Here is a 26,435-nt window from a genome sequence, read left to right as displayed (position 1 = left end):
GGGGCGGGTCAGAGCTTGTATTCCTTGAGGAGACCTCGGGAGATGATTGTCTTCTGGATCTCTGAGGTGCCCTCGCCGATGAGCAGGAACGGGGCCTCCCGCATCAGCCGCTCGATCTCGTACTCCTTGGAGTAGCCGTAGCCGCCGTGGATGCGGAACGCCTCCTGGACGACCTCGGCGCAGTATTCCGAGGCGAGCAGCTTGGCCATCCCGGCCTCCACGTCGTTGCGCTGACCGGCGTCCTTGAGGCGGGCGGCGTTGACCATGAGGGCGTGCGCGGCCTCGATCTTCGTGCCCATCTCGGCGAGCTTGAAGGCGATCGCCTGGTGCTTGGCGAGGGGTTGACCGAAGGTCTTGCGCTGCTGGGCGTAGCTCACGGCCAACTCGAAGGCGCGGATGGAGATGCCGCAGGCACGAGCGGCCACGTTGACCCGGCCCACCTCGATGCCGTCCATCATCTGGTAGAAGCCACGGCCCACCTGGTCGGCGCCGCCGAGGATCGCTGAGTCGGGCACGGTCACGCCGTCGAGCACCATCTCGGTGGTCTCGACGCCCTTGTAACCCATCTTCTCGATCTTGCCGGGGATGGTGAGGCCGGGGGCGGTCTCGCCGAAGCCCGGCTCCTTCTCCAGCAGGAAGGTGCTCATGTTGCCGTAGACGGACTCCGCGCCGGTGTCGGTCTTGACCAGGGTGGCCACCACCGAGGAGTAGGCGCCGTTGGTGAGCCACATCTTCTGCCCGTTGAGCACGTAGCGGTCGCCGTCCCGGACGGCCCGGGACTTGATCGCCGAGACGTCGGAGCCGGTCTCGGGCTCGGACATGGAGAACGCTCCGCGCACCTCGCCGGTGGCCATCTTCGGCAGCAGCCGGGCCTTCTGCTCGGCGGAGCCGTGCTGGGAGATCAGGTACGCCACGATGAAGTGGGTGTTGACGATGCCGGAGATCGACATCCAGCCCCGGGACAGTTGCTCCACCACCAGCGCGTAGGTGAGCAGCGATTCACCGAGGCCGCCGTACTCCTCGTCGATGGTGAGGCCGAACAGCCCCATCTCGCGCATGCCGTCGAGGATGTCGGTGGGGTACTCGTCGGCGTGCTCCAACCGCTGGGCGTGCGGGATGATCTCCTTGTCGGCGAAGTCCCGAACGGTCTCCAGGATCGACTGTTGCACATCGGTCAGGCCGGGCGTCTGGGCGAGTCGGGCCATCTCAGCCTCCGGGGATCCGCGCACTACTCATGGGTAACTGAACGCTGGGTCAGTATCGGCCCCTCGGGTCGACGAGGCCAAGGTGACCAGTCCACACAACCGCTGTGAAAAGGTTCACCGCTGCGGGTAGCGTCCGGCAAGAGGGACTTTTCCGGCACCGGCAGGAGGAGGACAGCTGTGAGCTACCCGCCGCCGTCGGGACCGCCCGAGGACGAGCCGCCGCCGTCACCCTACGAGCCACCGAAGGACCAGTCGCCGTACGCGCCACCGCCGGCCGGTCAGTCGCCGTACGCGCCGCAGCCGGACCAGCCGGCGTACGAGCTGCCAGCGGAACGCTCACCGTACGGGCCACCGGCGGGCGAACCGTCGCCGTACGGCCACCAGGGGCCGCAGCAGTCGGCGCACTGGAGCCAGCAACCGCCGTACCCCCCGCAGGGCCCCTACGGTCAGTACGGCCCACCGCCGTCCGGGCCGGGTCGGGGCACCAACGTGCTGGCGATCCTGTCGCTGGTGTTCGCCTTCGTCTTTCCGCCGGCCGGCGCCGTCCTCGGCCACGTGGCCAAGCGGCAGATCCGCACCAGCGGCGAGGAGGGCGACCAGCTCGCGACCTGGGGGCTGATCCTTGGCTACGTCTTCACCGGGCTCACCGTGCTGGCCTGCTGTGGTTGGCTGGCACTGGTGGCCTTCAGCAACACCGGCGACAGCGGCGGCTACTGACGAACGACCCGGTGCCGGCCGGCGCGGTCAGCGGAAGCGGGCCTCGCGGACGCTGTTGCCGCCGTCCACCACAAGCATCTGCCCGGTGATGTACGAGGCGGCCGGCGAGCAGAGGAAGCTGATCGCCGCGGCGACCTCGTCCGGCGTGCCCGGTCGCCCCACCGGGGTGCCCAGCCCCTGCTTGATCTCGGCCATGGTGGACGCCGCGGTGTAGATGGTGCCGGGTGCCACCGCGTTGACGGTCACCCCGTCGGCGATCATCTCCATGGCCAGGGCCCGGGTCAGCCCGACGACCCCGGCCTTCGCCGCGGCGTACGCCGCCTCGGTGGGCAGGGCGTTGACCGGGCCGGCCGTGGCCGCCAGGTTGACGATCCGACCCCAACCCCGCTCGGCCATCCCTCCGATGAACGCCCGGCTGCACAGGAATGCGGTGGAAAGGTTGCGGTCGATCTCACCGCGCCACTCGTCGTAGGTCAGCTGCGCTACCGGCCGCAGCACTCCCTGGCTGGCGCGACTGGCCAGGCCGGCGTTGTTGACCAGCACCTCGACGTCGCCCAACTGCTCGGCGACCGCATCGGCCAGCGCGCCGACCTCGGACTCGTCGGTCAGGTCCGCGACGAAGCCGGTCACCCCCAGCTCGGTCGCCCGCTCGTGGATGCGTCGGGTGGTGGAGACGATGGCCACCCGCGCGCCCAGATCGGCGAGTCGCCGGGCGGTGGCGTAACCGATGCCGTCCGGGCTGCCGGCCCCGGTGACCAGGGCGACCCGCCCGTCGAGGCGCATGGTGACCGGGTCGGTGAGCGCGACCGGCTCATCGGGACCGGGGCTACCCGCCGGGGCGGCCGTCCGGGCGCGCCGGGCCGCACCCGGGCGGCTGACGTCCCGTCGGGGTCGACTGCCGGAGCGGTCCGCGGCGCGCGCGTCGTATGCCATGTCAGGGATCCTGCCCGTTACGACCGGCCCGAGCAACGCGGCACCCGGAAGCAGGGGCGTCGGGTTTGGGCGGCGCTGGCTACCCTGTCTCCGCACCCCAACCCGACGGAGAGTTCGCATGACCAATCCCCCGCCGCCCGGCAACTGGAGCGATCCCACGTGGTCGGCCCAGCCGTCGAGCCCCGCACCGGACCCGACCCTCGTGGCCGGTCAGCCGGTGCCCGCGCAACCTGGCCCGGTCGACCCGTACGCCCCCGATCCGTACGCCCCGGACCCGTACGCCCCGGTCGACCCGTACGCCGGCGCGAAGCAGCCAGCGGCCCAGCCGATGCCCGGCTACGCCCCACCCGGATACGCCCAGCCTGGCTACCCGCCGCAGTACCCCGGCTACGGCTACCCGCAGCCCCCGAAGACCAACGGGATGGCCATCGCGGCGTTCGTGCTGGCCCTGATCGGTTTCACGTCCTGCATCACCGCGCCGATCGGCGCGATCCTCGGCCACGTGGCGCAGAAGCAGATCCGACTCAGCGGCGAGGGCGGGGCGGGGATGGCGAAGGCCGCCATCATCGTCGGCTGGATTCTCACCGGTTTCCTGGTGCTGGTGATCGCCATCTACGCCGCCGCGATCATCTACGCGATCGCGACGAGCGACAACAGCAGCAGTTACTGACCGGCCCGCGGGCGGGCCGGCGTACCGGCGGTTGTCGGGCCGGACCGACAGCCGGCGGCGGTCGTCCCGGCCCGGCCGGTCACTGCGCCGGTTGGGTGAACGACGAGGTACGGCTCATCCCGGCGGCCCGGCCCTTGGCCGCGACCACCAGCGCCATCTTGCGGGACGCTTCGTCGATCATCTCGTCGCCGAGCATCACGGCACCGAGCCGGCCGCCGGCCTCCGAGGTGTAGTGCTCGTACGCGTCGAGGATCAGCTCGGCGTGGTCGTAGTCGGCCTGCGCCGGCTGGTAGACCTCGTTGGCGGCGTCGATCTGGCCCGGGTGCAGCACCCACTTGCCGTCGAAGCCCAGCGCGGCCGAGCGCTTGGCCACCTCACGGAACGCGTCGACGTCGCGGATCTGCAGGAACGGGCCGTCGATGGCCTGCTTGTCGTGCATCCGCGCGGCCATCAGGATCCGCATCAGGATGTAGTGGTACGGGTCGCCCGGGTAGTCCGGGATCAGGCCGCCGACCACCATCGACTTCATGTTGATCGACGCCATGAAGTCGGCCGGGCCGAAGATGATGGTCTCCACGCGCGGCGAGGCGGCGGCGATCGCGTCCACGTTGACCAGGCCGGCGGCGTTCTCAATCTGCGCCTCGATGCCGATCCGACCGACCTCCAGGCCGATGGTCTTCTCGATCTGGGTGAGCGTCAGGTCCAGCCACTGCACCTGGGCGGCGGTCTGCACCTTCGGCAGCATGATGCAGTCGAGGTTGGCGCCGGCGCCCTCGACGACCTCGATGACATCCCGGTAGGTCCACGGGGTGGTCAGGTCGTTGACCCGGACCACCCGGGTCTTGCCGGCCCAGTCACCCTCGTTGAGGGCGGCCACGATGTTCTTGCGCGCGTCCGGCTTGGCCAGCGGGGCGACGGCGTCCTCCAGGTCCAGGAAGACCTGGTCGGCCGGGAGACCCTGGGCCTTGCCGAGCATCTTCACGCTGGAACCCGGCACGGCGAGGCAGGACCTGCGGGGGCGACCGACTGCGGCCATGGATGCGCTCCTTCCAGCGTCCGGCGGGCATGCCGACGCCACCTGACGACAGATCCGGGACCTTAACGATCCCAAAGGGCGTTGTGACGCCACGGTAACCTCGCGCCATGACCGGGGTGAATGGACCTGTGGAAGATCTCACTGGGCGCCGACTGGTGGTGGTGACCGGGGCCAGCTCCGGCATCGGGCTGGCCGCCGCCGTGCACCTGGCCTGCCGGGGCGACCAGGTGGTGCTGGTCGGGCGGGACCCGGCCCGCCTGCAGGCCGCAGCCGTTCGGGTACGGGAGAACTCCGGTGAACGTCCGGAGCTGTTCCGGGCCGACTTCGCGGTCCTCGACGACGTACGCCGGCTGGCCGAGCAGCTCCGGGCGGCGTACGACCGGATCGACGTGCTCGCCAACAACGCCGGCGCGATCGCGTTGCAACCACTGAGCACTGTCGACGGCTTCGAGATGTCGATCCAGGCCAACCACCTGGCCCCGTTCCTGCTGACCAACCTGCTCGCCGACCGGGTGGGCCGGGTCGTGGTGACCGCCTCCGGCGCGCACCGCTTCGGCGCACTGGACCCGGACGACCTGAACAAGCCACTGCGTGACTACCGGCCGATGGGCGCGTACGGCACCAGCAAGCAGGCGAATGTCCTGTTCACCGCCGAGGCCGCCCGGCGCTGGCCGGACGTTGCCGCGTACAGCTTCCACCCCGGGGTGGTCCGCACCCGGTTCGCCAACGACAGCAGGCTGGTCGCGTTCGGCATGCGGTTCATGCCGTTCCGCAGCCCGGAGAAGGGCGCCGAGACCCTGGTGTGGTTGACCAACCAGGAGCGCTCCCGGCTGATCAACGGGGGTTACTACGTCGACCGTCGGCCGCGTCGACCGCTCCGCAAGGCGGCCGATCCGCAGCTCGCCGCCCGGCTGTGGGCGGCGAGCGCCAAGGCCGTCGGTCTCGATGGCTGACCGGGCCGGTGTGCTGACGCTCGTCGCGATCGTCGAGTTCGCCGTCGGGGCCGAGGCCGCCGGGCAGCGCTACGAGGACGCCGTGCTGGCCCTGCTCGAACGGCACGGCGGCCGGCTGGAGCGGCGGCTGCGCGGCACCGACGGGCAGGCCGAGGTGCACGTGATCCGGTTCGACGGGCGGGCCGGCTACGAGTCGTTCCTCGCCGACCCGGAGCGGGCGGCGCTGCGTACCGCCCTCGGTGAAGCCGCGCCGACGACCCGGGTCATCGAGGTGCACGAAGGCTGACCCGGTAGGCGGGGGGCCTCGGTCCGTTCGTGTCGCGCCGTCAGTCGGCCAGCGGGGTCGGGTCGGCCGGCAGGGCGCTGGGTTCGCTCCGCCGGCCGCCGAGCACCACCACCGCCACGCCGGCCAGCAGCAACGCCATGCCGAGCAGCGCGTACGGGCGGGGTAGCTGACCCAGCCAGGCCCAACCGAGCACTGCCGCGCCGGGCGCCTCCAGCAGGATCAGCACGCTCACAGTGGTTGCCGGGATTTTCCGCAGGGCGTAGTTGAACATCGAGTGCCCGAGCAGTTGGGCGCCGGCCACCAGGGCCAGGATGGCCAGCCAGGTACGCCCCTCGAAGCCGGTCAGCCGTACGCCACCGACCAGGCACAGGGCCAGCAGGATCAGCGCGCAGATCCCGTAGCAGATGGTGGTGTAGGTGGTGGTGCTGATGCTGGCCCGGGCCCGTTCCCCGAAGGCGGTGTAGACGGCGGCGAACACGCCGCCGGTCAGCGCCAGCACGTCGCCGAGGACGGCCCGGCCGGAGACACCCACGTCCACCCCGGTGGCGACCGCCGCGCCGCCGACCGCCACCGCGATGCCGATCCACACCACCCGGGGCAGCGGACGCCCCTGGGCGCGGGCGATCAGCCCCTGCCAGACCGGCTGGGTGGCGACCAGGGCGGTGGACGTGGCGACCGAGGTGAGCTGAGCGCTCGGCACCCAGGTCGCGAAGTGCCCGGCCAGGGCGACCCCGGACAGAACGCAGAACAGGCCCTCCCGCCGCCCCGCGCCAACTGTCAGTCTGCGGAACTCGGCGCGGCGTCGGACCAGCGCGAAGGGGCTCAGCACGGCCACCGCGAGCAGGTTGCGCCAGAACGCGATGGCCAGCGCGGGGGCGGCGGCGTACGCGATCAGCGGCGCGGACGACGACACGGCGACCACGGCCAGCCCGACCGCGCCGGTGGTCAGCGGATCCACTGATGACCGGGGTGAAGGTGGGGGCACGGGACGTAATCCTCACACGTGTGATGGCCAGCACGGACGGTCATCACTCCGTTACGATCACGCGGGTTCGCGCCGACGACCCTCGACCGCCCGGAGGCGCTCCCCCATGGCCAGCTACCAGGCGGTGCTGTTCGACTTCTTCGGCACCCTGACCCGTTCGGTACAACGCGGTGTCGCGCACGTCGGCACCGCCGAGCTGCTCGGGTGTCCCACCGAGATCTTGACCGAGGTGCTGAACCGCACCTACTACGAGCGGGCCAGCGGCCGGCTCGGCGACGCGGAGGCGACCCTGCGCTGGGTGTGCGCCCAGGCCGGCGTACAGCCCAGCGACCACGCGGTACGGGCAGCGGTGGCGTCCCGGCACCGGGCGGTCCGCGCCGACACCTGGCTGCGGGCCGACGCGGTGCCGGTGCTGGCGGCTCTGCGCCAGCGCGGCCTGCGCACCGGCGTGATCAGCGACTGTACGCACGAACTGCCGGCCTTCCTGCCGCAGCTCGCGATCGCCCCCCTGCTCGACGTACGGGTCTTCTCGGTGCAGGTCGGGCGGTGCAAACCGGATCCGGCGCTCTACCTGACGGCCTGCCAGCGGCTCGGGCTCGCGCCGGGCGACTGCCTCTACGTCGGTGACGGCGGCAGCCAGGAGCTGACCGGCGCCGAGCGGGCCGGGATGACCGCCGTCCGGCTCGCCGCACCGGATCTGGCCACGCACATGGTGTTCAACGCCGACCGGGACTGGCGCGGCCCCACGCTCGGCACCCTGGGCGAGGTGCTCGCCCTTGTCGACGCCGACGCCGCGGTGGCGGGCGTCGGCGGTCGGACCTGATCAACCGATCAGCGGCGGCGGACCCGGTGCAGGCGGAACGGCTTACGGGTGGCCCGGACCGCCGGAGTCGCCCGGGGTGGCTCGGCCTGCGCGTCGGCCGGCAACTCCGTTCCGGCCAGCGGCGTACCGGCCGGGGCGAGGCGGTTCACGGCGCATCCGTCGGCAGCCCATCGGGCCACCAGGTCAGCGGTCGGACCGGGCGCGTTGAGGCGCTTCGCCGCCACCAGCGGCGCGGTGACCTCCCACGCCTCGGTGCCCGGTTGCAACCGGCTCACCCGGGCCGGCCAGGTGACGATCCGACCGCCGTGGTCGCCGCGCAGGGTGACCTGGGCCTCGGTCGCGTCGGCCAGACCCGGTGCGGCCTGCTCGCCCGGCCCGCTGACCACCAGCAGCGCGCCCTCCAGCGGGGCGCACCAGAGCGCGAGCGCCGGCCCGCCGGCAACGCTGACCCAGGCCACTGCGGCCTTCTTCATCGCCTCGTCGACCAGTGGGGTGCCCCCGGGGGCGTCCTCGTCCGTCACACCCGCATCCTCCCGCATCGGCGCCTGCGCTCAACCCACGAACGGCGGCACGGCGATCTCGCCGCGGGCCACCGGCACCACCTGGCCGGCGACCGTCGCGCCGATCGCCACCCCGTTCGCCGCGGTGACCGTGCAGGCCAACGCTGACGGACGGTTCATCTCCACGCCCTGACGGACCGCGTACTCCGACCGCCCCTCGCCGGGCAGCAGACCGCTCGCCACCAGCCAGACACCGAGGCCGAGTGCCGCCGAACCGGTGGCCGGGTCCTCCGGGACACCCATCCCCGGCACGAAGACCCGGGCGTGCGCGGTTTGCGCGGCGGCGTCCCAGGAGAAGACGCTGACGTGCGACACCCCGTACCGCTGCGCCGCCGTTGGGTCCACCCGGGCGCGGGCCACCGACTCCGGACGCACCGGCAGGTACGGGAACTCCAGCCCGCAGCCGGCGACCCGTGGGGCGGGCCCGACGTGGTCGTCGGCGACCAGCCCGGCGATCTCCAGCAACGGCTCCGGGTCCAGCTCCGGGCCGAGGGTCGGGGTGCCACCGGTCAGCGTCGCCCCGGACGCGGTCACCTCGATCGGCAGCACACCGGCCCGGCACTCCTGGGTGACCTGCCCCACACCGAACATGCCCCGTCGGCAGGCGGTGACCGCCGCGCCGACGCTGGGGTGCCCGGCGAACGGCAACTCCTCCACCGGAGTGAAGATCCTGGCCCGGTAGGTGCTGCCGACCTGGGTCGGCGGCAGCACGAACACCGTCTCGGACAGGTTGAACTCCAGCGCGAGCGCCTGCATCTGCTCGGTGGCCAGCGCCTCCGCGCCGAACACCACCGCCAGTGGGTTGCCGGCGAAAGGGCGATCGGTGAAGACGTCCACGATCTCGTAGGCCAAGGTCGACATGTTGATAAACACTAGGCGCTTAGGCTGGTGCCCGTGAGTACGCCGACCCGGGTCTACATCGCCCGCCTCGCCGGAGTCGCCGTCTTCGACCCGAACGGCGATCAGGTGGGCCGGGTTCGTGACGCCGTGGCCCGGCTCCGGGCGACTAAACGTCCGCCGGAAGTGGTGGGACTCGTCGCCGAGATGCCGATGCGTCGTCGGATCTTCCTGTCCATCAACCGGATCACCTCCATCGACGCGGACGCCGTCGTACTCGGCTCCGGCACCCTCAACCTGCGCCGGTTCGAGAAGCGCCCGAACGAACTGCTGGTACTCCAGGAGTTGCTCGACCGGCGGGTGCAACTCGACCCGGGCGGCCAGCCCGGCGCGGTCGTGGACGTCGCGATGGAGTGCTCCCGGGGTGGCGAGTGGTCGCTGACCCGTGTCGCCGTACGCGAGCAGACCGGTCGGCTCAGCCGGCGCGGCCACCTGCACCAGGTCGAGTGGGACCGGGTGCGCGGGCTCAGCGGCATCGCCGACAACCGGGGTACGGCGAACCTGCTCGCCGTCCTGGAGGACATGCGCCCCGCCGACCTGGCCAACGCCTTGCAGGATCTGCCCGACGCGCGGCGCAACGAGGTCGCGGCCGCGCTGGACGACGAGCGCCTGGCCGACGTGCTCAGCGAGCTGCCGGAGCACGACCAGGTGGAGATCCTCGCCGCCCTCGACCGGGAACGGGCCGCCGACGTCCTGGAGGAGATGGACCCGGACGACGCCGCGGACCTGCTCAACGAACTGCCCCCACCCGAGCAGGACGTGCTGCTGGACCTGATGGAGCCGGACGAGGCCGACCCGGTACGCCAACTGCTGAAGTACACCCCCGGCACGGCAGGCAGTGTGATGACCTCGGAGCCGGTCATCCTGCCGCCGGACGCCACCGTCGCCGAGGCGCTGGCCCGGATCCGGGAGCCACAGCTCTCCCCCGCCGTCGCCGCGCAGGTCTTCGTGACCCGGGCACCGCAGAACACGCCGACCGGCCGCTACCTGGGCATGGTGCACTTCCAGGCGCTACTGCGTGAACCGCCGGCCGACCTGCTGGGCAAGGTGGTGGTCAACGACATCGACCCGCTGCGCCCCACCACCCCGTTGCCGGAGATCACCCGTCGGATGGCCACCTACGACCTGGTCGCCATGCCGGTGATCGACCGGAGCAACCGGCTGGTCGGCGCCGTGACAGTGGACGACGTGCTGGACCACTCGCTACCCCGGGACTGGCGGGACCGCGACGCCCTGGCCGCCCCGGGCACCACCGACGCGGCGCTGGACGGCGCGGATGGCTGAGCAGCGGCGGAACGAACGGCTCGACCAGCCGCGCGAGCCCCGGGGCATCAAGCTGCCCCGGTTCGACGCGGAGGCGTTCGGCCGGTGGTCGGAGGGCATCGCCCGGGGCATGGGCACCGCGAACTTCATCGTCGTCATGACGGTGGTGATCACGATCTGGTTCCTCTGGAACACCCTGGCCCCGGCGGACCTGCGCTTCGACCCGTACACCTTCACGTTCCTGACCCTGGTGCTGTCGTTGCAGGCCAGCTATGCGGCCCCGCTGATCCTGCTGGCCCAGAACCGGCAGGCCGACCGGGACCGGGTGGCCCTGGAGGAGGACCGGCGGCGAGCCACCGCGCAGAAGGCGGACACCGAGTACCTGGCCCGGGAGATCGCGGCCCTGCGGATCGCGCTGGGTGAGGTCGCCACCCGGGACTTCCTCCGCTCCGAGCTGGCCCGGCTGGCCGAGGAGCTGGACGAGATGGGGCAGCGCCGGCAGAGGCTGGAACGCCGCCAGCAGGAGAAGGACAGCCGGCAGGAGCGACGTGGCCAACGGCCGACCGACGGCGTCGGCCTGGAAGAACCCCGCGACGACCTGGACGGCGACTTCACCCGGGACGCCCGGCCGGACGGCACCGGCCCGCGCCGGTCAGAGAGCTGACCAACGGGTCATCGATTGGCTCACACCGCCCCGGGCAGCGGCGGCAACGGATGCCCCGCGACGTAGCATTGCGGGCATGTCAGCACCCGTGAGCACCGTCGAGGACGCGATCCAGGCCGCCCTGGCCACCGTCAACGACCCGGAGATCCGCCGGCCCATCACCGAGCTGGGCATGGTCCGCTCCGCCACGATCGGTGCCAGCGGTGTCGTCCGCGTCGAGCTGCTGCTCACCGTCGCCGGCTGCCCGCTGAAGGACAAGCTGCGTACGGACATCACCGCCGCCGTCGCCGCGGTGCCCGGCGTCACCGGTGTGGAGATCGACTTTGGGGTGATGACCCCCGAGCAGCGGCAGTCGTTGCAGTCGCAGCTGCGTGGCGGCGGCGCCACCGAGGAGCCCGTCATCCCGTTCGCCCAGCCCGGCTCGCGCACCCGTGTGTACGCGGTGGCCAGCGGCAAGGGTGGCGTCGGCAAGTCCAGCGTCACTGTCAACCTGGCGGCGGCGCTCGCCGCCCGTGGGCTCTCCGTCGGCGTGGTCGACGCGGACATCTACGGCCACTCGGTGCCCCGGATGCTCGGCACGGAGGCCCTGCCCACCCGGGTCGAAGACATGATCATGCCGCCGCAGTCGCACGGCGTGAAGGTGATCTCCATTGGCATGTTCACGTCCGGCAACGCCGCCGTCGTGTGGCGCGGCCCGATGCTGCACCGGGCACTGCAGCAGTTCCTGGCCGACGTCTACTGGGGCGACCTGGACGTGCTCCTGCTCGACCTGCCGCCGGGCACTGGTGACGTGGCCATCTCGCTGGCCCAACTGCTTCCCAACTCGGAGATCCTGATCGTCACCACCCCGCAGACCGCCGCCGCCGAGGTGGCGGAGCGGGCCGGGGCGATCGCCCTGCAGACCCACCAGCGGTTGGTCGGCGTCATCGAGAACATGTCCTGGCTGGAGCTGCCGGACGGCTCCCGGATGGAGATCTTCGGCGCTGGCGGTGGTGAGGCGGTGGCCGAGTCGCTGAGCCGGACCATCGGCGCCCAGGTGCCGCTGCTCGGTCAGATCCCACTGGACACCCGGGTCCGCGAAGCCGGCGACGCCGGCAACCCGATCGTGCTGGCCGAGCCGGAGTCCCCGGCCGCCCAGGCGCTCGGCACGATCGCCGACCGGCTCGCCCTGCGTCGCGAGTCACTGCTCGGCAAGCCACTCGGTCTCAAGCCCGCTGGGCGCTGACCACCCGGTACACCGTCAGCCCGTCGGCCACTGTTGGCCGGCGGGCTGAGTCGCGTCGGCGGGTGGTCCAGCCAGGCCGCCGCAACGTGGCTGGCGGTCGGCACGGGCTGGCGGCCGGCACGGGCAGGCGGCCGGTACCGGCCGGCGTGGCCGGCATGGTCAACTCGGGTTTCAGGAAGTCGGCCGCTCAAACGGCGTGGGATACCGCGACTTCCGGGAACCCGAGTCGATCAAGCCGGCGCCGGGCCCAGGCGGGCACGATCCGGCCGAGTCCGGGCAGGGCGGACTAGCCGGTCGCGGGCACCAGCCGGTCGGGGTACGGGTCGGTCAGGTGGCGTCGTCGTAGCTGGCGCGGGGGGCCGGAGCCGAGGGGCTGCTGGTGGCCGTGCCGGACCGGGCCTCGTTCGACCGCAGGTCGGCGGCGTTGGCCACGTCCTTCAGGTCGTTGTGCACGCCGCTGACGTCCGCGCGCAGGTTGTCGTAGACGCCCTGCAACGGCTTGCGGATCGCCGCCTCGTCCTCCTCGCTGAGGAGGTGCTTGCGGATGAACGCCTTCGGGTGCAGGTCTTCCAGCTGGATGTCGGTGCCCAGCTCACGGCTCAGGTCGCCGGTGGCGTTGCGGGCCATGTTGCGCAGGTTGCGCACCAACCGCAGGCCGTCGGTGATCACAGCGGGGAGCCGGTCGCCGAAGATCAGCAGCGCCAGGAGCAGCAGCGCACCGATCTCCCACCAGTTCAGGTTGTCGAGCATCCCGCGGGCCTCCTCTCGGCGTCAGCAGCAAGACTACGCACGGCGGACGGCTTTCGGGCAAGGGGTGCGCCGCTGTTCACTTCGCTTCCGCGGTGAGTCACTTCGCGTCCGCGGCGAGAGTTACCGAGGTGTTCTGCCGGGCGGAGCCCCGCCGATACTCGACGGTCACGACCGAGCCCGGCGCGTACTTGCGGACCAACGCGGTCAGATCCGTCGGCTCGGTCATCGGCCGCCCGTTGATCTTGAGGATCACGTCGCCCACCTTCAGTCCGGCGCCGTCCGCGGGGCCGGACGGCTCCACCTCGGCCAGCCGCAGGCCGCCCCCGACGACCCCGGTCGGGCCGTCCGCCCGGGCGCCGATCACCGTACGCCGGGCCTTGCCGGTGCCGATGATGTCCTGGGTCACCCGCTTGGCCTGGTTGATCGGGATGGCGAAGGCGAGCCCGATGTTGCCCGCCTCCTGCCCCTCGGCGACAAGTGACTTGATGGTGGAGTTCACGCCGACCACCCGGCCGGCGCCGTCGACAAGTGGGCCGCCCGAGTTGCCGTGGTTGACAGCGGCGTCGGTCTGGATGGCGGCGTAGTAACGCACCGGCCCGCCCGGCTCGCCGGCCTGCATCGTCCGGTCCAGCGCACTCACGATGCCGGCGGTGACCGTGTTGGCCAGCGACAACGGCGAGCCGATGGCGAGCACGGGGTCTCCGACCGCCAGCGCGTCGGAGTCGCCGAACTCCACCGGCCGCAACCCGGGACGACTCACCTTGATCACTGCGATGTCCGACTCCGCGTCCTGACCGACGATGGTCGCCGGCGCGGTGCTGCCGTCGTTGAAGACCACCGAGGCCTTTCCGGTGCCGCCGGCCACCACATGGTCATTGGTGATCACATGGCCGTCGGCGGTGGCGACGAAACCGGAGCCCTCACTGGTCCCGCCGAGGCTGCTCACCCGGACGGTGACCACGCTGGGCAGGACCCGTTCGGCGACCCCGGCCAGCGACTCCGGTTTGCGCTGCGCCAGCGCCGGCACCTCCGCGGGCGCACCGCCGAGGACCGCCGCACCAGCGCCGCCGCGCACCGCGAACGCGTAGCCCAACGCACCGCCGAGGGTGCCGGCCAGCAGCGCGGTGATCACGGGAATGAGCAACAGGTGGCGCAGTGTCGGCCGGCCCGGCGCGTCTGGGTCGGTGACCGGTTCGGGCTCGGCGCCGGGGGTCACCACCCCGGGGACCACCACAGCGGTCGGGGCCGCCGGGTCGCGCCAGGGGTCGGCGAGCGCGTCCGACCACCAGGCCGACGCGTCGGCCGAGTTGGGCCCGCCCGCAGCCGGCGCGCCGTAGGACGCCGGCCCGACGGGAGACGCCGGCCAGCCCGGTGTCGTTCCGCTGCCTGGCGAGGCGAGGGGCGTGCGGTCAGCCCCCGGCATGGTCGGCGGCCCCACCGACGGGGCTCCTGCCCCGGGCGGTCGCGCCGGAGCCGGAGTCTCACCGCCCCGGCGCCAGTCCCAGCCGTCGGTCACGTCGGTGCCTCCCAGTCCGTCCCCGGATCCCGTGCCGCGTCGCCCGGCCACGGGCCGGTCTGGTCGCGGCTGACGGGATACCGCCTCCAGGATTGCACGGATGGACGCGGTGCAGTCAGCGGTTGCCCCGGTGATCGCTTCCGGCGGAGGCGCGGCTGCGCCCCACGACGGTCGCCTCTACGCTCACAGTGCCAACCCGCCCCCGCACCACGCACCGCCCCCGGAGGTGCCCCATCGCCACGGTCGCCGGTTCCGGCAGTTCGACGACACAGGCCCAGCACTTCGCCGAGTCGTACGTCACCGAGGATCTCGTTCTGCGTACCGCCCGCAGCCTGGCCCGGGAGGTGGGCCTCGACGCGGTCACCCCCGGCGCGGGGGCGGCGCTGCGGCTGCTGGCCGCCGCCGGCAACGCCCGTGCGGTGGTGGAGATCGGCACCGGCACCGGAGTGAGCGGCGTCTGGCTGCTGCGCGGCATGCGCGTCGACGGCGTGCTCACCACCATCGACGTGGAGGTGGAGCACCAGCGGATCGCCCGGCGGATCTTCGCCGAGGCGGGTTTCGCGGCCGGGCGTACCCGGATCATCACCGGTCGGGCGCTCGACGTGCTGCCCCGGCTCGCCGACGGTGCGTACGACCTGGTCTTCGTGGACGCGGAGGCGACCGGCTTCCACGCCTGTGTGGAGGCGGCGCTGCGGCTGTTGCGCCCGGGGGGAGTGCTGGCGCTCAACGGTGTGCTGGCCAGCGACCGGATCGGCGACCCGTCCGCCCGGGACGCGGAGACGGTGACGGTCCGCGAGACGATCAAGGCGGTCCGGGAGTCGGAGCACTGGATTCCCGCGCTGCTTCCGGTCGGGCACGGGCTGCTCGCCGCGGTGAAGTGCTGATTCGAGCCCAGGACAGGTCAGAGCCCCGGTCGCGCCGAGGCTCTGACCCACGCCCTAGTTGACGTCGGCCAGCCAGCGCAGCAACGACCGGACGCCCCAGCCGGTGGCGCCACGGCTGACCTCGGCCTGGTCGCCGTCGGCCCAGGACGGGGCGGACATGTCCAGGTGCAGCCAGCGGTCCCGTAGGTCGCCGGTGAACTCGCGCAGGTAGAGCGCGGCCATCACCGAGCCGGCACCCTGCGTCGGTGCGCTGAAGAGGTCGGCGATCTCGCTGCCGAGGTACTCGACGTAGTCGGTGTGCAGCGGCATTCGCCACGCCGACTCGCCGGCGGCCTCAATCGCCGCCAGCACGCTGGCGGCCAGCTCGTCGTTCTCGCTGTACAGGGCGGCGGTGCGCTTGCCCAACGCCACCGAGTTCGCGCCGGTGAGCGTGGCCAGGTCGAGCAGCAGGTTCGGTTTGAGCTGCTGCACCGCGTACGCCAGCGCGTCGGCGAGGACCAGCCGACCCTCGGCGTCGGAGTTGGTCGTCTCGCTGGTCGTACCGCCGTAGTGCCGGATGACGTCGCCGGGGCGGAACGCCGAGCCGCTGACCATGTTCTCGGCCAGCGGGGTCAACGTGGTGATCCGGACCGGCAGTCGCAGCGCGGCAGCGCCCAGGGTGGCGGCGACGACCGCGGCCGCGCCCGCCATGTCCTTGCGCATCAGCTTCATCGACGCCACCGGCTTGATCGAGATGCCGCCGGTGTCGAAGGTGATGCCCTTGCCGATCAGCACCACGTGGGTGCGCGCGTTGGCGGGGTGCCAGTCCAGTTCGACCAGCCGGGGTCCGCTGGCGGAGCCACCGCCCACGGCGAGGATCCCGCCGAAGCCCTCGGTGGTCAGCTCGGCCGGGCCACGCACCCGCAGCCGCAGGTCCGGAAGGTCGGCTGCGGCGGAGGCCACCTGGTCGGCGAACCACTGCGGGGTCTTCACCGACGAGGGGGTGTTGGTCAGGTCCCGGGCGAGATGGGTCATCGCGGCCGTGGTCCGGGCCGTGGCGATGGTGTCCTCGTACCCGGTCGGGTCGTCGAGCAGCAGGTCGACGTCGGTGAGCGCCGGTCGGTCACCGGCCTCGGTGAGTCGGAACCGGTACGGGGCGAGCAGCAGCCCCTCGGTCAACCCGCGAACCGCGGCCGGAGTCACCCCGGCCGGCAGCGCGATGGTGATATGCGTCTCAGCTGAAGCTGAGCGGGCCAGGGCCGCGCCGGCTGTCCGCCAAGCCGCCTCGCCGCCGTCACCGATGCCGAGCAGCAGCAGCCGGCCGGGGGTACGCCCGGGGCGCAGCTGAGTGTGGATCTCGCCGGATCGGCCCGTCAGCCGGGCCGCTGACGCCAGCGCGGCCGCCTCGTCGTCCGTGCCGTCCGGGCCCGCCACGGCGGTCGGTACGGGCTCGGCCGAGGTGTCGCCTTCCGCCGTCGAATCGGCGGAGCGGACGGGCAGGACGAGGACGTCGAGCCGGTCGGGCTCGGCGATCAGACGGATGGCGAGCACGCGGAACCGTACCTCCAGGAAAGTGTCGCGGACCGGCGGCGAACCCACCTGACCGCAGCGTTGAAGACCCTGAGCCACCGGCGATTCCGGTGGCTCAGGGCCCAAAGAACGTTCCGGGCGGCGTGAGCCGCCCGGAGCACTCCTTACTCAGCCAGCCGCTGCCTTCAGTGCGTCACCGAGCGCGTTGGCCTCGTCGGGAGTCATCTCGACGACGAGCCGGCCACCGCCCTCCAGCGGGACCCGCATGACGATGCCCCGCCCCTCCTTGGTGACTTCCAGCGGACCGTCGCCCGTCCGCGGCTTCATCGCCGCCATGTTGTCTCCCCTCAGACCTACACCAGGGTCGGTGGGTTGCCCCACAGCCACTTCGTCACGACCACCCGCAACGGTCACGGGGGTGTCGACCAACGATTTTCCCTGATGAACACCGCCGGACCCAAACCGGAGCAGCATTGATGTAACAGCATCTAGCTTATCTTGAGAAGGCCTGTCACAATGTGCGGTCATGCAGGCACGGTCGGCACTCTTCGACCTGTACGGCGACCACCTCCGTCCGAGGGGTGGCCGGGCACCGGTTGCTGCCCTGGTCAAGCTACTGGCGCCGCTGGGAATCGCACCGCCGGCAGTTCGCACCGCCGTCTCCCGGATGGTGCGTCAAGGCTGGCTCGAGCCCCTCCGGTTGGTCTCCGGACCGGGATATTCGATCACACCGAAAGCTGCCCGCCGACTCGACGAGGCAGCGGCCCGGATCTACCGGACCGGCCGGGTCACCTGGGACGGCCGGTTCGATCTGCTGGTGTTGGAGGCCCCGGGCTCCCGGCGGGACCGCCAGCGGCTCGCCGCCAACCTGAGCTTCCTCGGCTACGGGACGCTCGACGAGCAGACCTGGGTCGCCACCCGTCCCGCCGAGGATGTCGACCTGCTCCTCGCCGAGACCGGCATCCGGTTCGAGCGGTTCACCGCCTCACACTTCTCCGGCACCCCCGGCGCGATGGGCGTGGTCCGACGCGCCTGGAACCTGGCCGAGATCGGCCGCGCCTACGAGCGGTTCGTCGCGGACCAGCGCCCGCTGCTCGCCGCGGTCACAGTGCGCAGCAGCGACGAGGAGGCGTACGCGACGCGGTTCCGCCTCGTGCACGCGTGGCGTACGTTCCTCTTCCAGGATCCGCAGCTGCCCCCGGCGCTGCTGCCCGAGCGGTGGCCCGGCACCGCCGCGGCCAGTTTCTTCGACCGGCACGCAGCCCGCCTGCGTCCGGCCGCCGACCGGTACGTCGAACAGTGCCTCGACGCCGGCAACCGCATCGTCCGACAGAAGGGTCGTTAGACACGTGACCGAGCCGCTGCTGGTCGACCGGACCGATGCCGTCGTCACCCTCACGCTGAACCGGCCGAACGCGATGAACGCGCTCGACGTGGCGCTCAAGGAGGCGCTGCGGGACGCCCTCGCGGAGCTGGAGACCGACCGGTCCTGCCGGGCGGTTGTCCTTGCCGGGGCCGGCGGGTCGTTCAGCGCCGGTCAGGACCTGCGCGAGCACGTGGCCACCCTGGAAAACGCCGCCAGTGACCCGCTGGGCACGGTGCGGGCGCACTACAACCCGATCGCCGCCCGGCTCGCCAACCTGCCCAAGCCGGTGATCGCCGCGGTCCGCGGGATGGCCGCCGGGGCGGGCGCGTCGCTGGCGTTCCTGGCCGACATCCGCATCGGCGGTCCGACCACCAGTTTCCTGATGGCCTTCGCCAAGGTCGGTCTCGCCGCCGACACCGGTGCCTCCTGGACGCTGCCCCGGCTCGTCGGCCACGCCAAGGCGGTGGAGCTGCTGCTGCTGGCCGAGCCGGTCCGCGCCGAGGAGGCCTGCCGGCTGGGGCTGCTCAACCGGATGACGGACGACGACGAGCAGGTGTTGCCCGTCGCCCAGGAGTTGGCCGCCCGCCTCGCCGCCGGCCCGACCGTCGCGTACGGGGCGATCAAGCGACAGCTCTCCATCGCCGACGCCGGTACCCTCGCCGACGCCCTCGCCGCCGAGGCGCAGGCCCAGTCGATCTGCGGTGCCACCGCCGACCACCGGGCGGCCACCCTCGCCTTCGTCGGCAAGCAGAAACCGGTCTTCGAGGGACGCTGAACGCGATCCGGACGCCGCCCTTACCGTCCTCGAACACGGGACGCCTAGCGTCGGCCGGTATGAGCGATCGCGAATCGGTGGCGCACCTGCTGCGCCGGGCCACCTTCGGGCCGACCGCCGACGAGGTGGACGCGGCCGAGCGGGCCGGGCCGGCGGCGACACTGGACCGGCTGCTCACCCCGCCCGCGACGGACCGGGGTGCGGCGGCCACGCCGGTTCCGACGCTGCCCCCGGACCCGTACGCCGGGCTGACCAAGGACTCCACCCGCGAGCAACGGCAGCAGGCCAACGCGGAGCGCCGCAAGCAACTCCAGCAGGTCACCGAGTGGTGGCTGGACCGGATGGTGGCGGCCGAGGACGGGCTGACCGAGAAGCTGCTCTTCTTCTGGCACGGGCACTGGGCCACCAGCGCGCAGAAGGTCAAGTCGGCGCGACTGATGGTGGGCCAGCTGGAGACGCTGCGCCGGCACGGTCGTGGGCCGTTGGGCCCGCTGGTCGCCGCGATGGTGCGCGACCCCGCCCTGATCGTCTGGCTGGACGGGCAGAAGAACACCCGCAAGGCGCCGAACGAGAATCTGGCCCGCGAGCTGATGGAACTGTTCACCCTCGGCATCGGCGCCTACAGCGAGGCCGACGTGAAGGCCGGCGCGCGGGCCCTGACCGGCTGGGTGGTCGACCGGCGTACCGGCGCGGTCCGCTTCGAAGCCAAGCGGCACGACCCTGGCGAGAAGAGCATCCTCGGGCAGAGCGGCCGGTTCGACGCCGAGGCGTACGCCGGCCTGCTGGCGGCCCAACCGGCGGCGGCGACCTTCGTGGCCGGTCGGCTCTGGTTCCGTTACGCCGGCACCGCAACCCCGGCGCCGGATGGCCTGGCCGGCGCGGACACCATCGCGACAGTGCGCGCGCTCTTCTCCGCACCGGCCTTCGCGCAGACCCGGGGCACGCTGGTGAAGCAGCCGGTGGAGTGGTTGGTCGGTGCGCTGCGGCAGCTCGGCATCCGACCGTCCGCGTTGCCCGAGCAGCAACGTAGACAACTGCTGGCCGGCCTGAACGCGCTCGACCAGGTGCCGTTGCGCCCACCGAGCGTGGGCGGTTGGCCGGCCGGGTCCGCCTGGCTGACCACCTCGTCGTTGCAGGCCCGGCTGCGGACGGCCGGGGTGCTCGCCGCCGCCACGGCACCAGCGGTGCTGGCCCGGCTGACCGCCGCGCCCACCACCGGCCGACCGGACGCGCTGGCCCGACTGCTGGTGGTCGACGGCTGGGGCTCGCGCACCCGCGCCGCTCTCACCCCGCTGGCTGGTGAGCCCCGCAAGCTGCTGGCCGCCGGCCTGGTCAGCCCCGAATACACAGTCAGCTGAGCGGAGGAGTCGACATGGACACAGTGACCCGACGCAGGTTCCTACTGACCAGCGGGGTGGTCGGCGCGGGCGCGTTGGCCGCCGGGGCCGGCGCGTACAGCCTGCGGGACCTGCTGGACACCGGCGGGGACCGGGACCCGCAGTCCCGCACGCTGGTGCTGGTGACCCTCTACGGCGGCAATGACGGTCTCAACACTGTCATTCCATACGGCGACCCGGCCTACCGGGCGGCTCGCCCGGAGCTGGCGTACCCGGACGGGGAGGTGCGGCGGTTGGACGACGACTTCGGCCTCAACCCGGCGCTGGCCGGCCTGCACCAGCGCTGGTCCGGCGGTGGGTTGGCGATCGTGCGCGGAGTCGGCTACCCGAAGCCGGACCGCAGCCACTTCCGTTCGATGGACATCTGGCACACCGCGCAACCGGACCGGCCCGGCAACACCGGCTGGCTCGGGCGGTGGCTGGACCGCGCCGGTGGCGACCCTCGGTTGGCGGTCTCCTTCGAGCCGGCGCTGCCGCCGCTGCTGGCCGGGGCGGAGAGTGCCGGTGCGGCCGTGCCGGTGACCGACCGGAAGGCCGCAAAGGGGCTGCCCGCGGCGACACTGGCCGCGTTCGCCGCCGCCGAGGCGGGCGAGTCGGCGGCCCGGGGTCGGGCCGCCGCCTGCTTCGCCGACCTGCGGTCGGTGGACGAGATGATCCGCCAGGTACGCGACTCCGCCGACCCGGACACGGCGGACCCGGACGGCGAGCAGGCCCCCGCGACGGCCACCGGTGGGGCCCGCACCCCGCTGGACGCGCAGCTCGACCTGGTCGCGCAGTGCGTCGAGGCGGGAGTGTCCACCCGGGTCTTCTCGGTGTCGCTGGGCGGCTTCGACACGCACGCCGACGAGAAGCAGTTGCAGGCCGTGCTGCTGGGTCAGCTGGACCGGGCGTTGACCGGGTTCGCCGACCGGATGAGTCGCACCGAGGCGGGCCGGAAGGTGGTGGTGGCGGTCTACTCCGAGTTCGGCCGTCGGGTACGGGCCAACGCCTCGGACGGCACCGACCACGGCACGGCCTCGGACGTGCTGCTGCTCGGCGCGGGCGTCCGGGGCGGCTGGCACGGCGCACCACCGAGCCTCACTGACCTCGACGACGGCGACCTGAAATACACCACCGACTTCCGGGACGTCTACGCCACGCTGCTGGAGCGGGTGCTGGACACCGACCCGGGCCCGGTCCTCGCCGACTGGCGGGGACGAGTGGACAAGCTTTTTTAGTCGTCCTCTTCCGGGTCCTGGTTGGCCTGCTCGCCCAGCACGAACGCCTGCATGGCCAGCTCGTCGCCGGCCGGCGAGACGAAGGCGGGCAGCTCACGCGGGCCCAGCTCCTGCACGTAGGACCAGAACAGCCGAACCGCCTCGGCCGGCGTGCCGGCCTCGATCGGCAGGTCGAGGCTGACCAGCCAGGTGCGCCGCGCCGGGGGCGGGCCGAGCTGGTCGGCCAGCGCCCGGAAGGCCGCCGGCTCCACAGCGGTGACCGGCCCGTCGAGCGTCAGCAGGTCGGCCGGCACCGGCTCGTCGAAGGCCCGCCGGGTGTACGCGACGACGAGCGTGCCCGGCTCGACCGGGGACTGCGGGTCGTCCGGGTCTTCGCGGTGGCGTCGACCCGGCGCGGTGACCCGGCCGAGGGCCACCAGCCGTGGCGGCGCGTCGACCAGCACGGCGACCTGGTCGCCCAGCGCTGGTCGGGCGACGTCGGTGAGCCCGGTCAGCTCCAGCGTGTCGTGGTGCACGAGCCGCTCGGCCTCGTACCGTTCGGCGGGCAGCAGCACCGCCCAGGTGCCCACCCCGTCGGCGTTGCCGGCCGCACCGGCCCGGTGCACGGTCTCGGTCGTCATGCCTGCCATCCCATCACGCCGCCGCTGGAAGGGTGACGTGACAGCCGACGATGTGATCGTCGACCATCCCGGTGGCCTGCATCAGCGCGTACGCGGTGGTCGGGCCGACGAACCGGAAGCCGCGCTTCTTGAGTGCCTTGGCCATCGCCGTCGACTCCGGGGTGATCGGCGCCAGTTCGGCGAACGAGGCGGGACGAGTTGGCCGGGGATCCGGCGCGAAGGACCAGAGCAGCGCGGACAGGCCCTCCGGCAGCTCCAGTGCGGCGCGGGCGTTGGCGATCGCCGCCTCGATCTTGGCCCGGTTGCGGACGATGCCGGCGTCGGCGAGCAGCCGGGTCACGTCGGAGTCGTCGTAGCGGGCGACGGTCGGGATGTGGAAGTCGTCGAAGGCCAGTCGGAACGCCGGACGCTTGCGCAGGATGGTCAGCCAGGACAGCCCGGACTGGAACGCCTCCAGCGTCATCCGCTCGTAGAGCGCGTCGTCGCCGCGCAGCGGCCGCCCCCACTCCGTGTCGTGGTAGATGGCGTAGTCGGGGGTGCTCGACCCCCAGGCGCAACGAGCCAGCCCATCTGCGCCGATCACCAGGTCAGTCACCTCGTACACGCTAGGGCATCGCACCGACACCCCATTGCCACCGGCCGCCCGGCTGCCTATGGTGCTTGTTACCGACCGGTAGGCTGAGGTCACCAGATGGTGCGCCCCGACCGGTGACGGCGAGCGGAGGCCGCGGTGAAGGAGTTCCCGGACGTCATCGCCTGGTCGATCCCGGCCTTCGTGCTCCTCATCGTGCTGGAGCGGGTCTCCTACCTGCTGCACCGCGACGACGACGAGGTCGGCTACGGCGGCGCCGACACCGCGACCAGCCTGACGATGGGGCTGGGCAGCATCTTCGCCGACCTGCTCTGGAAGGTGCCGATCGCCGCCGCGTACGCGCTGCTCTACGCGCTCACCCCGCTGCGGGTCGCCGAGCTCTGGTGGACCTGGCCGCTGATCCTGCTCGCGCAGGACTTCTGCTACTACTGGTCGCACCGCGGCCACCACGTGATCCGCATCCTCTGGGCCTCGCACGTGGTGCACCACTCGTCGCAGCGGTTCAACCTCTCCACCGCCCTGCGCCAGCCGTGGACCGGCCTGACCAGTTGGGTGTTCTACATCCCGCTGATCGTGGCCGGCGTCCACCCGGCCGTGGTCGCGTTCTGCGGCTCGGTCAACCTGCTCTACCAGTTCTGGATCCACACCGAGCGGATCGAGAAGATGCCGCGCTGGTACGAGGCGGTGTTCAACACGCCGTCGCACCACCGGGTGCACCACGCGTCGCAGGGCAGCTACCTGGACCGCAACTTCGGAGGCATCCTGATCGTCTGGGACCGGCTCTTCAGGTCGTTCGCGCCGGAACGGGAACGTTGCGTGTACGGCCTGACCAAGAACGTCGCCAGCTACAACCCGGTCCGGGTGGCCTTCCACGAGTACGCCTCGATCGCCCGGGACCTGCGCGCCGCGGCGACCTGGCGGCACCGGGTCGGGCATCTCTTCCGCGCACCGGGCTGGCAGCCGGCACCCGGCTCCCCGGTCAGGGCAGCCGGCCCTGCTCGACCAGACGGGCGAACCTCTTCAGCGCCTGGGTGAGACCGAGCTTGGAGCCGGGCCAGAGCACCGGCCACGCCAGTCGACCGGCCCGACCGCCCGGCAGGTGGAACCACTCGTGCCAGACGACCTGGGTGCGGTCCCGGTCCAGCTGGGTGCAGCGCAGCACCCCCGGGCCGCGCAGCAGCTGGCCGTGGTGCACGACGCCGATCTCGTACGGCTCGTCGACCCGGACCACCCGCATCTCGTCGCGCAGCGTCGCCCGGCCGAGCACGGTCACCGCCTCGATCCGGCTGCCCTCGCGTCCGTCGCCCTCGACCACCCGGACGCGGGTGAACGGAATCCAGTCGGACTGACGTTCCCAGGCGAGCAGCGCCGCGAACACCCGCTCCGCCGGGGCCTCGACGATCACCGTGGCGGTCACCTCACCCGCACCGGGTCGGGCCGCCTCGCGAAGATCGTCAGCGCCCTCCGGCTCGGTCACGCCGACTCCGACCGAACCACCGCGTCGCGCTGCTCGGTGCCGGCGGTCTGCTCACGATCAGCCGGCTCGTCGTCGGTGGGCGCGGCGGCAGGCGCCACCCCATCGGAATCCGCCGGGGACGAGCTGGCGGCGGGCAACGGGCCGGGAGTCGTCGAGCCGACCGGGGCGGAGCCCGCCTCGCCGGTCAGCGGCGCATCCTTGCCCGGCTCCGCTGCCTTGCCCGGCTCGGCCGGCTCGCCCGCGTCCGCGGTGGTCACCTTGCTGGCGGACTGCTCGCGGGCCTGCCGCAGCACGTCCGCATCGTCGGAGCGCCCCTCACGCAAGGCGATGACCTCCGACTCCAGTACGCCGATCAGCTCGGACTTGTAACCGATGTCGTAGGCGGCACGGCGCAACGCCTGATCGACCTGGTCCATCCGGTACCCGCGCAACCCGGTGTCGAAACGGACCGCCCCCACGTCGGATTCGCGCAACGGGCGGGTGCCCGGCAATGCCACGGCCTGCGAATCCGGCTCGGCCGGCACCAGGCCGGGATCACGCCCGCTGACCAGCACCGTCACGCCGAATATCACCGCCGCGACGGTCAACGCCACGACCAGGAGGAGCAGAAGCTGACCCATGTACTGATCGTGGCATGGCAGCCGGCCGGGAGCGACCCCGCCACCCGCCTCGATCACGATCGGTGCCGACGCCCGCCCGGAATCCTGGACGGGCGACCGACTAGCGTCGGGACCGGCCGACGCGGCGGCGACGGCGTGAACTTCCAGGAGGCGGGCATGGCCGGGGCGCTTCGGCTGGGTGGGCACACGTTCGCCCCCGGCGAGCTGGTGGTGATGGCGATCATCAACCGCACGCCGGACTCGTTCTTCGACCGCGGGGCCACCTACGCCGCCGACAGCGCTCTGCGTGCGGTGGAGCGGGCGGTGGACGAGGGCGCGGCCATCATCGACATCGGCGGTGTCAAGGCCGGCCCCGGCGCGGACGTGGACGTCGCCGAGGAGATCCGGCGCACGGTGGACACCATCGCCGCCGTCCGAGCCGCGTTTCCGGAGGTGGTGATCTCCATCGACACCTGGCGGGCCGAGGTGGCGACGGAGGCCGTGGCGGCCGGGGCCGACCTCCTCAACGACACCTGGTCGGGCGTCGACCCGGCGCTGGTCCGGGTGGCCGCGCGGACCGGCGCCGGCCTGGTCTGTTCGCACGCCGGCGGGCTGACGCCGCGGACCAGGCCGCACCGGGCCGCCTTCACCGACGTGGTCGCCGACGTGGTCGCGACGGTGACCGGGCTCGCCGAGCGCGCGGTGGCGGCAGGGGTACGCCCCGACGGCATCCTCATCGACCCGGCGCACGACTTCGGCAAGAACACCCGGCACTCGCTGGAGATCACCCGCCGACTGGACGAGCTGGCCGCGACCGGCTGGCCGGTGCTGGTGGCGCTCTCCAACAAGGACTTCATCGGTGAGACGTTGGGCCTGCCGGTGGCCGAACGGCTGGAGGGGACGCTCGCCGCGACGGCCGTCTCGGCCTGGTTGGGCGCCCGGATCTTCCGGGCCCACCAGGTCGGCCCGACCCGCCGGGTGCTGGACATGGTGGCCTCGATCCGAGGCGACCGCCCGCCCACGGCCACCCGCCGGGGACTCGCGTGACCGGTCGTCGCCGTAACCGACCGCGAACGGTCGGACGGACCGACACGATCGCCGGAGGCAGTAGCGCTCAGGTCCAGCGGAGGATGTTCCTACGCCAGGCGTAGAGGATGCCGAGCGCGAGCACGGCCACGAACACCGCCATCTCCACCACCGTCACCAGACCGAAGCCCGGCCGGTCGAAGACCACCGCCCAGGGGAAGAGGAACACCGCCTCGACCGCGAACAGTACGTACAGGTAGGCGTACACGTAGTAGCGGATCTGCATCTGCGCCCAGTCGGCACCGACCGGGTCGAGCCCGCACTCGTAGCTGGCCCGCTTGCCCGGCGGATCGGCCGGACGCGCCGGGCGTAACACCCGATTGGCCGAGAACGCCGTAACAAAGAAGAGAACGCTGGCGAGCAGCAGGAGCCCGAGCGTCGCGTACGAGCCCAGGTATCCGTTCACAGTCGGCAGCCTACCGTCCGCTCG

30 protein-coding genes are annotated in these 26,435 nt (G+C 72.2%); 15 read left to right on the top strand and 15 right to left on the bottom strand.

Translation table 11 applies throughout. The features are described 5' to 3' along the window. Positions 1-8: 8 nt before the first annotated feature. A complete protein-coding gene (locus MED15_RS12095) occupies positions 9-1,205 on the bottom strand; it encodes an acyl-CoA dehydrogenase family protein (protein ID WP_091394755.1) in 1,197 nt (398 codons plus the stop codon). Between the two features lie 177 nt (positions 1,206-1,382). On the opposite strand from MED15_RS12095, the gene MED15_RS12090 reads away from it, so the two are divergent. Continuing rightward, positions 1,383-1,922 carry a DUF4190 domain-containing protein gene (locus tag MED15_RS12090; protein ID WP_112581673.1) on the top strand — a complete coding sequence of 180 codons (540 nt, stop codon included), beginning with the start codon at positions 1,383-1,385 and terminating at the stop codon, positions 1,920-1,922. A gap of 27 nt (positions 1,923-1,949) precedes the next feature. Here the strand turns inward: MED15_RS12090 and MED15_RS12085 are convergent, their stop codons facing one another. After that, entirely contained in the window at positions 1,950-2,855 is a 906-nt protein-coding gene (locus tag MED15_RS12085) for an SDR family NAD(P)-dependent oxidoreductase (protein WP_091394758.1), read from the bottom strand. A 118-nt stretch (positions 2,856-2,973) separates the two neighbouring features. On the opposite strand from MED15_RS12085, the gene MED15_RS12080 reads away from it, so the two are divergent. After that, positions 2,974-3,525, top strand: a complete 552-nt coding sequence (locus MED15_RS12080) for a DUF4190 domain-containing protein (protein ID WP_112581674.1) — start codon at positions 2,974-2,976, stop codon at positions 3,523-3,525. A gap of 79 nt (positions 3,526-3,604) precedes the next feature. Here the strand turns inward: MED15_RS12080 and MED15_RS12075 are convergent, their stop codons facing one another. Beyond that, positions 3,605-4,561, bottom strand: a complete 957-nt coding sequence (locus MED15_RS12075; RefSeq protein WP_112735638.1) for an HpcH/HpaI aldolase/citrate lyase family protein — start codon at positions 4,559-4,561, stop codon at positions 3,605-3,607. Between the two features lie 128 nt (positions 4,562-4,689). Here MED15_RS12075 and MED15_RS12070 point away from each other — a divergent pair, with 128 nt between their 5' ends. Together MED15_RS12070 and MED15_RS12065 are read left to right on the top strand one after the other, a co-directional pair. Further along, complete coding sequence (locus tag MED15_RS12070) at positions 4,690-5,514, top strand: SDR family NAD(P)-dependent oxidoreductase (RefSeq protein WP_112604101.1); 825 nt, start codon at positions 4,690-4,692, stop codon at positions 5,512-5,514. After that, entirely contained in the window at positions 5,507-5,800 is a 294-nt protein-coding gene (locus MED15_RS12065) for a DUF1330 domain-containing protein (protein ID WP_112581676.1), read from the top strand. The genes MED15_RS12070 and MED15_RS12065 overlap by 8 nt, the downstream gene beginning before the upstream one ends. A 40-nt stretch (positions 5,801-5,840) precedes the next feature. Here MED15_RS12065 and MED15_RS12060 read toward each other — a convergent pair whose 3' ends face one another. After that, positions 5,841-6,785 (bottom strand): DMT family transporter, encoded by a 945-nt coding sequence (locus MED15_RS12060; protein ID WP_112735636.1) that lies wholly within the window; start codon positions 6,783-6,785, stop codon positions 5,841-5,843. Positions 6,786-6,891: 106 nt separating this feature from the next. Between MED15_RS12060 and MED15_RS12055 the strand changes: the two genes are divergently transcribed. Then, positions 6,892-7,608: an HAD family hydrolase gene (locus MED15_RS12055; RefSeq protein WP_112581678.1), complete on the top strand. Its 717-nt coding sequence runs from the start codon at positions 6,892-6,894 to the stop codon at positions 7,606-7,608. A gap of 8 nt (positions 7,609-7,616) precedes the next feature. Here the strand turns inward: MED15_RS12055 and MED15_RS12050 are convergent, their stop codons facing one another. Both MED15_RS12050 and MED15_RS12045 read right to left on the bottom strand, forming a co-directional pair. Continuing rightward, positions 7,617-8,147: a hypothetical protein gene (locus tag MED15_RS12050; protein WP_112581679.1), complete on the bottom strand. Its 531-nt coding sequence runs from the start codon at positions 8,145-8,147 to the stop codon at positions 7,617-7,619. A gap of 12 nt (positions 8,148-8,159) precedes the next feature. After that, positions 8,160-9,029: a PhzF family phenazine biosynthesis protein gene (locus tag MED15_RS12045; RefSeq protein WP_112735634.1), complete on the bottom strand. Its 870-nt coding sequence runs from the start codon at positions 9,027-9,029 to the stop codon at positions 8,160-8,162. Between the two features lie 33 nt (positions 9,030-9,062). Here MED15_RS12045 and MED15_RS12040 point away from each other — a divergent pair, with 33 nt between their 5' ends. The 3 genes from MED15_RS12040 to MED15_RS12030 all read left to right on the top strand — a co-directional run bounded on the left by MED15_RS12040 (position 9,063) and on the right by MED15_RS12030 (position 12,217). Beyond that, positions 9,063-10,349: a magnesium transporter MgtE N-terminal domain-containing protein gene (locus MED15_RS12040; protein WP_091394782.1), complete on the top strand. Its 1,287-nt coding sequence runs from the start codon at positions 9,063-9,065 to the stop codon at positions 10,347-10,349. Further along, a complete protein-coding gene (locus MED15_RS12035; protein WP_112581681.1) occupies positions 10,342-10,992 on the top strand; it encodes a DUF1003 domain-containing protein in 651 nt (216 codons plus the stop codon). Before MED15_RS12040 ends, MED15_RS12035 begins: the two co-directional genes overlap by 8 nt. Positions 10,993-11,068: 76 nt before the next feature. Further along, the gene (locus MED15_RS12030) at positions 11,069-12,217 is read left to right on the top strand and encodes an Mrp/NBP35 family ATP-binding protein (protein ID WP_112581682.1); all 1,149 of its coding nucleotides are present in this window, start codon (positions 11,069-11,071) and stop codon (positions 12,215-12,217) included. A gap of 327 nt (positions 12,218-12,544) precedes the next feature. Here MED15_RS12030 and MED15_RS12025 read toward each other — a convergent pair whose 3' ends face one another. Together MED15_RS12025 and MED15_RS12020 are read right to left on the bottom strand one after the other, a co-directional pair. Continuing rightward, positions 12,545-12,967: a twin-arginine translocase TatA/TatE family subunit gene (locus MED15_RS12025; RefSeq protein ID WP_091394791.1), complete on the bottom strand. Its 423-nt coding sequence runs from the start codon at positions 12,965-12,967 to the stop codon at positions 12,545-12,547. A gap of 97 nt (positions 12,968-13,064) precedes the next feature. Continuing rightward, entirely contained in the window at positions 13,065-14,498 is a 1,434-nt protein-coding gene (locus MED15_RS12020) for a S1C family serine protease (RefSeq protein WP_373861026.1), read from the bottom strand. 299 nt (positions 14,499-14,797) lie between these two features. Between MED15_RS12020 and MED15_RS12015 the strand changes: the two genes are divergently transcribed. Next, positions 14,798-15,367 carry an O-methyltransferase gene (locus MED15_RS12015; RefSeq protein ID WP_112581855.1) on the top strand — a complete coding sequence of 190 codons (570 nt, stop codon included), beginning with the start codon at positions 14,798-14,800 and terminating at the stop codon, positions 15,365-15,367. A 54-nt stretch (positions 15,368-15,421) separates the two neighbouring features. Here MED15_RS12015 and MED15_RS12010 read toward each other — a convergent pair whose 3' ends face one another. Further along, on the bottom strand, positions 15,422-16,897 hold the full coding sequence (locus tag MED15_RS12010; protein ID WP_112735703.1) for a leucyl aminopeptidase family protein: 1,476 nt from the start codon (positions 16,895-16,897) through the stop codon (positions 15,422-15,424). Between the two features lie 147 nt (positions 16,898-17,044). Beyond that, entirely contained in the window at positions 17,045-17,212 is a 168-nt protein-coding gene (locus MED15_RS12005; RefSeq protein ID WP_007455245.1) for a DUF3117 domain-containing protein, read from the bottom strand. A 190-nt stretch (positions 17,213-17,402) separates the two neighbouring features. Here MED15_RS12005 and MED15_RS12000 point away from each other — a divergent pair, with 190 nt between their 5' ends. Genes MED15_RS12000 through MED15_RS11985 form a run of 4 tightly spaced genes read left to right on the top strand, consistent with a single transcriptional unit; the run spans position 17,403 to position 21,631 of the window. After that, a complete protein-coding gene (locus tag MED15_RS12000) occupies positions 17,403-18,221 on the top strand; it encodes a PaaX family transcriptional regulator (protein ID WP_091394799.1) in 819 nt (272 codons plus the stop codon). A gap of 4 nt (positions 18,222-18,225) precedes the next feature. Continuing rightward, positions 18,226-19,017, top strand: coding sequence for an enoyl-CoA hydratase-related protein (locus MED15_RS11995; RefSeq protein WP_112733619.1), 792 nt, complete (start codon positions 18,226-18,228; stop codon positions 19,015-19,017). A gap of 59 nt (positions 19,018-19,076) precedes the next feature. Then, complete coding sequence (locus MED15_RS11990; protein WP_112735632.1) at positions 19,077-20,375, top strand: DUF1800 domain-containing protein; 1,299 nt, start codon at positions 19,077-19,079, stop codon at positions 20,373-20,375. Positions 20,376-20,389: 14 nt separating this feature from the next. After that, positions 20,390-21,631, top strand: coding sequence for a DUF1501 domain-containing protein (locus MED15_RS11985; protein ID WP_112604114.1), 1,242 nt, complete (start codon positions 20,390-20,392; stop codon positions 21,629-21,631). Here the strand turns inward: MED15_RS11985 and MED15_RS11980 are convergent. Both MED15_RS11980 and MED15_RS11975 read right to left on the bottom strand, forming a co-directional pair. Further along, complete coding sequence (locus MED15_RS11980) at positions 21,628-22,251, bottom strand: hypothetical protein (protein ID WP_112735630.1); 624 nt, start codon at positions 22,249-22,251, stop codon at positions 21,628-21,630. The genes MED15_RS11985 and MED15_RS11980 overlap by 4 nt on opposite strands. A gap of 13 nt (positions 22,252-22,264) precedes the next feature. Then, entirely contained in the window at positions 22,265-22,846 is a 582-nt protein-coding gene (locus MED15_RS11975) for a DNA-3-methyladenine glycosylase I (protein ID WP_112698660.1), read from the bottom strand. Between the two features lie 135 nt (positions 22,847-22,981). Between MED15_RS11975 and MED15_RS11970 the strand changes: the two genes are divergently transcribed. Further along, positions 22,982-23,878 (top strand): sterol desaturase family protein, encoded by an 897-nt coding sequence (locus MED15_RS11970; RefSeq protein ID WP_112604118.1) that lies wholly within the window; start codon positions 22,982-22,984, stop codon positions 23,876-23,878. Here MED15_RS11970 and MED15_RS11965 read toward each other — a convergent pair. Together MED15_RS11965 and MED15_RS11960 are read right to left on the bottom strand one after the other, a co-directional pair. After that, positions 23,823-24,320: an SRPBCC family protein gene (locus tag MED15_RS11965; protein WP_112735628.1), complete on the bottom strand. Its 498-nt coding sequence runs from the start codon at positions 24,318-24,320 to the stop codon at positions 23,823-23,825. The genes MED15_RS11970 and MED15_RS11965 overlap by 56 nt on opposite strands. Further along, entirely contained in the window at positions 24,317-24,940 is a 624-nt protein-coding gene (locus MED15_RS11960; protein ID WP_112735701.1) for a DivIVA domain-containing protein, read from the bottom strand. Before MED15_RS11960 ends, MED15_RS11965 begins: the two co-directional genes overlap by 4 nt. Before the next feature lie 156 nt (positions 24,941-25,096). Between MED15_RS11960 and folP the strand changes: the two genes are divergently transcribed. After that, complete coding sequence (folP, locus tag MED15_RS11955) at positions 25,097-25,966, top strand: dihydropteroate synthase (RefSeq protein WP_112735626.1); 870 nt, start codon at positions 25,097-25,099, stop codon at positions 25,964-25,966. A gap of 67 nt (positions 25,967-26,033) precedes the next feature. Here the strand turns inward: folP and ndhC are convergent, their stop codons facing one another. Beyond that, complete coding sequence (gene ndhC / locus MED15_RS11950) at positions 26,034-26,411, bottom strand: NADH-quinone oxidoreductase subunit A (RefSeq protein ID WP_091394827.1); 378 nt, start codon at positions 26,409-26,411, stop codon at positions 26,034-26,036. Positions 26,412-26,435 lie beyond the last annotated feature (24 nt).

This window comes from Micromonospora noduli, from assembly GCF_003264475.1.
In the GTDB taxonomy this organism is placed as follows: domain Bacteria; phylum Actinomycetota; class Actinomycetes; order Mycobacteriales; family Micromonosporaceae; genus Micromonospora; species Micromonospora noduli.
Note: the sequence above shows the minus strand (reverse complement) of the source record. Positions and strands in the feature narration are given on the sequence as shown.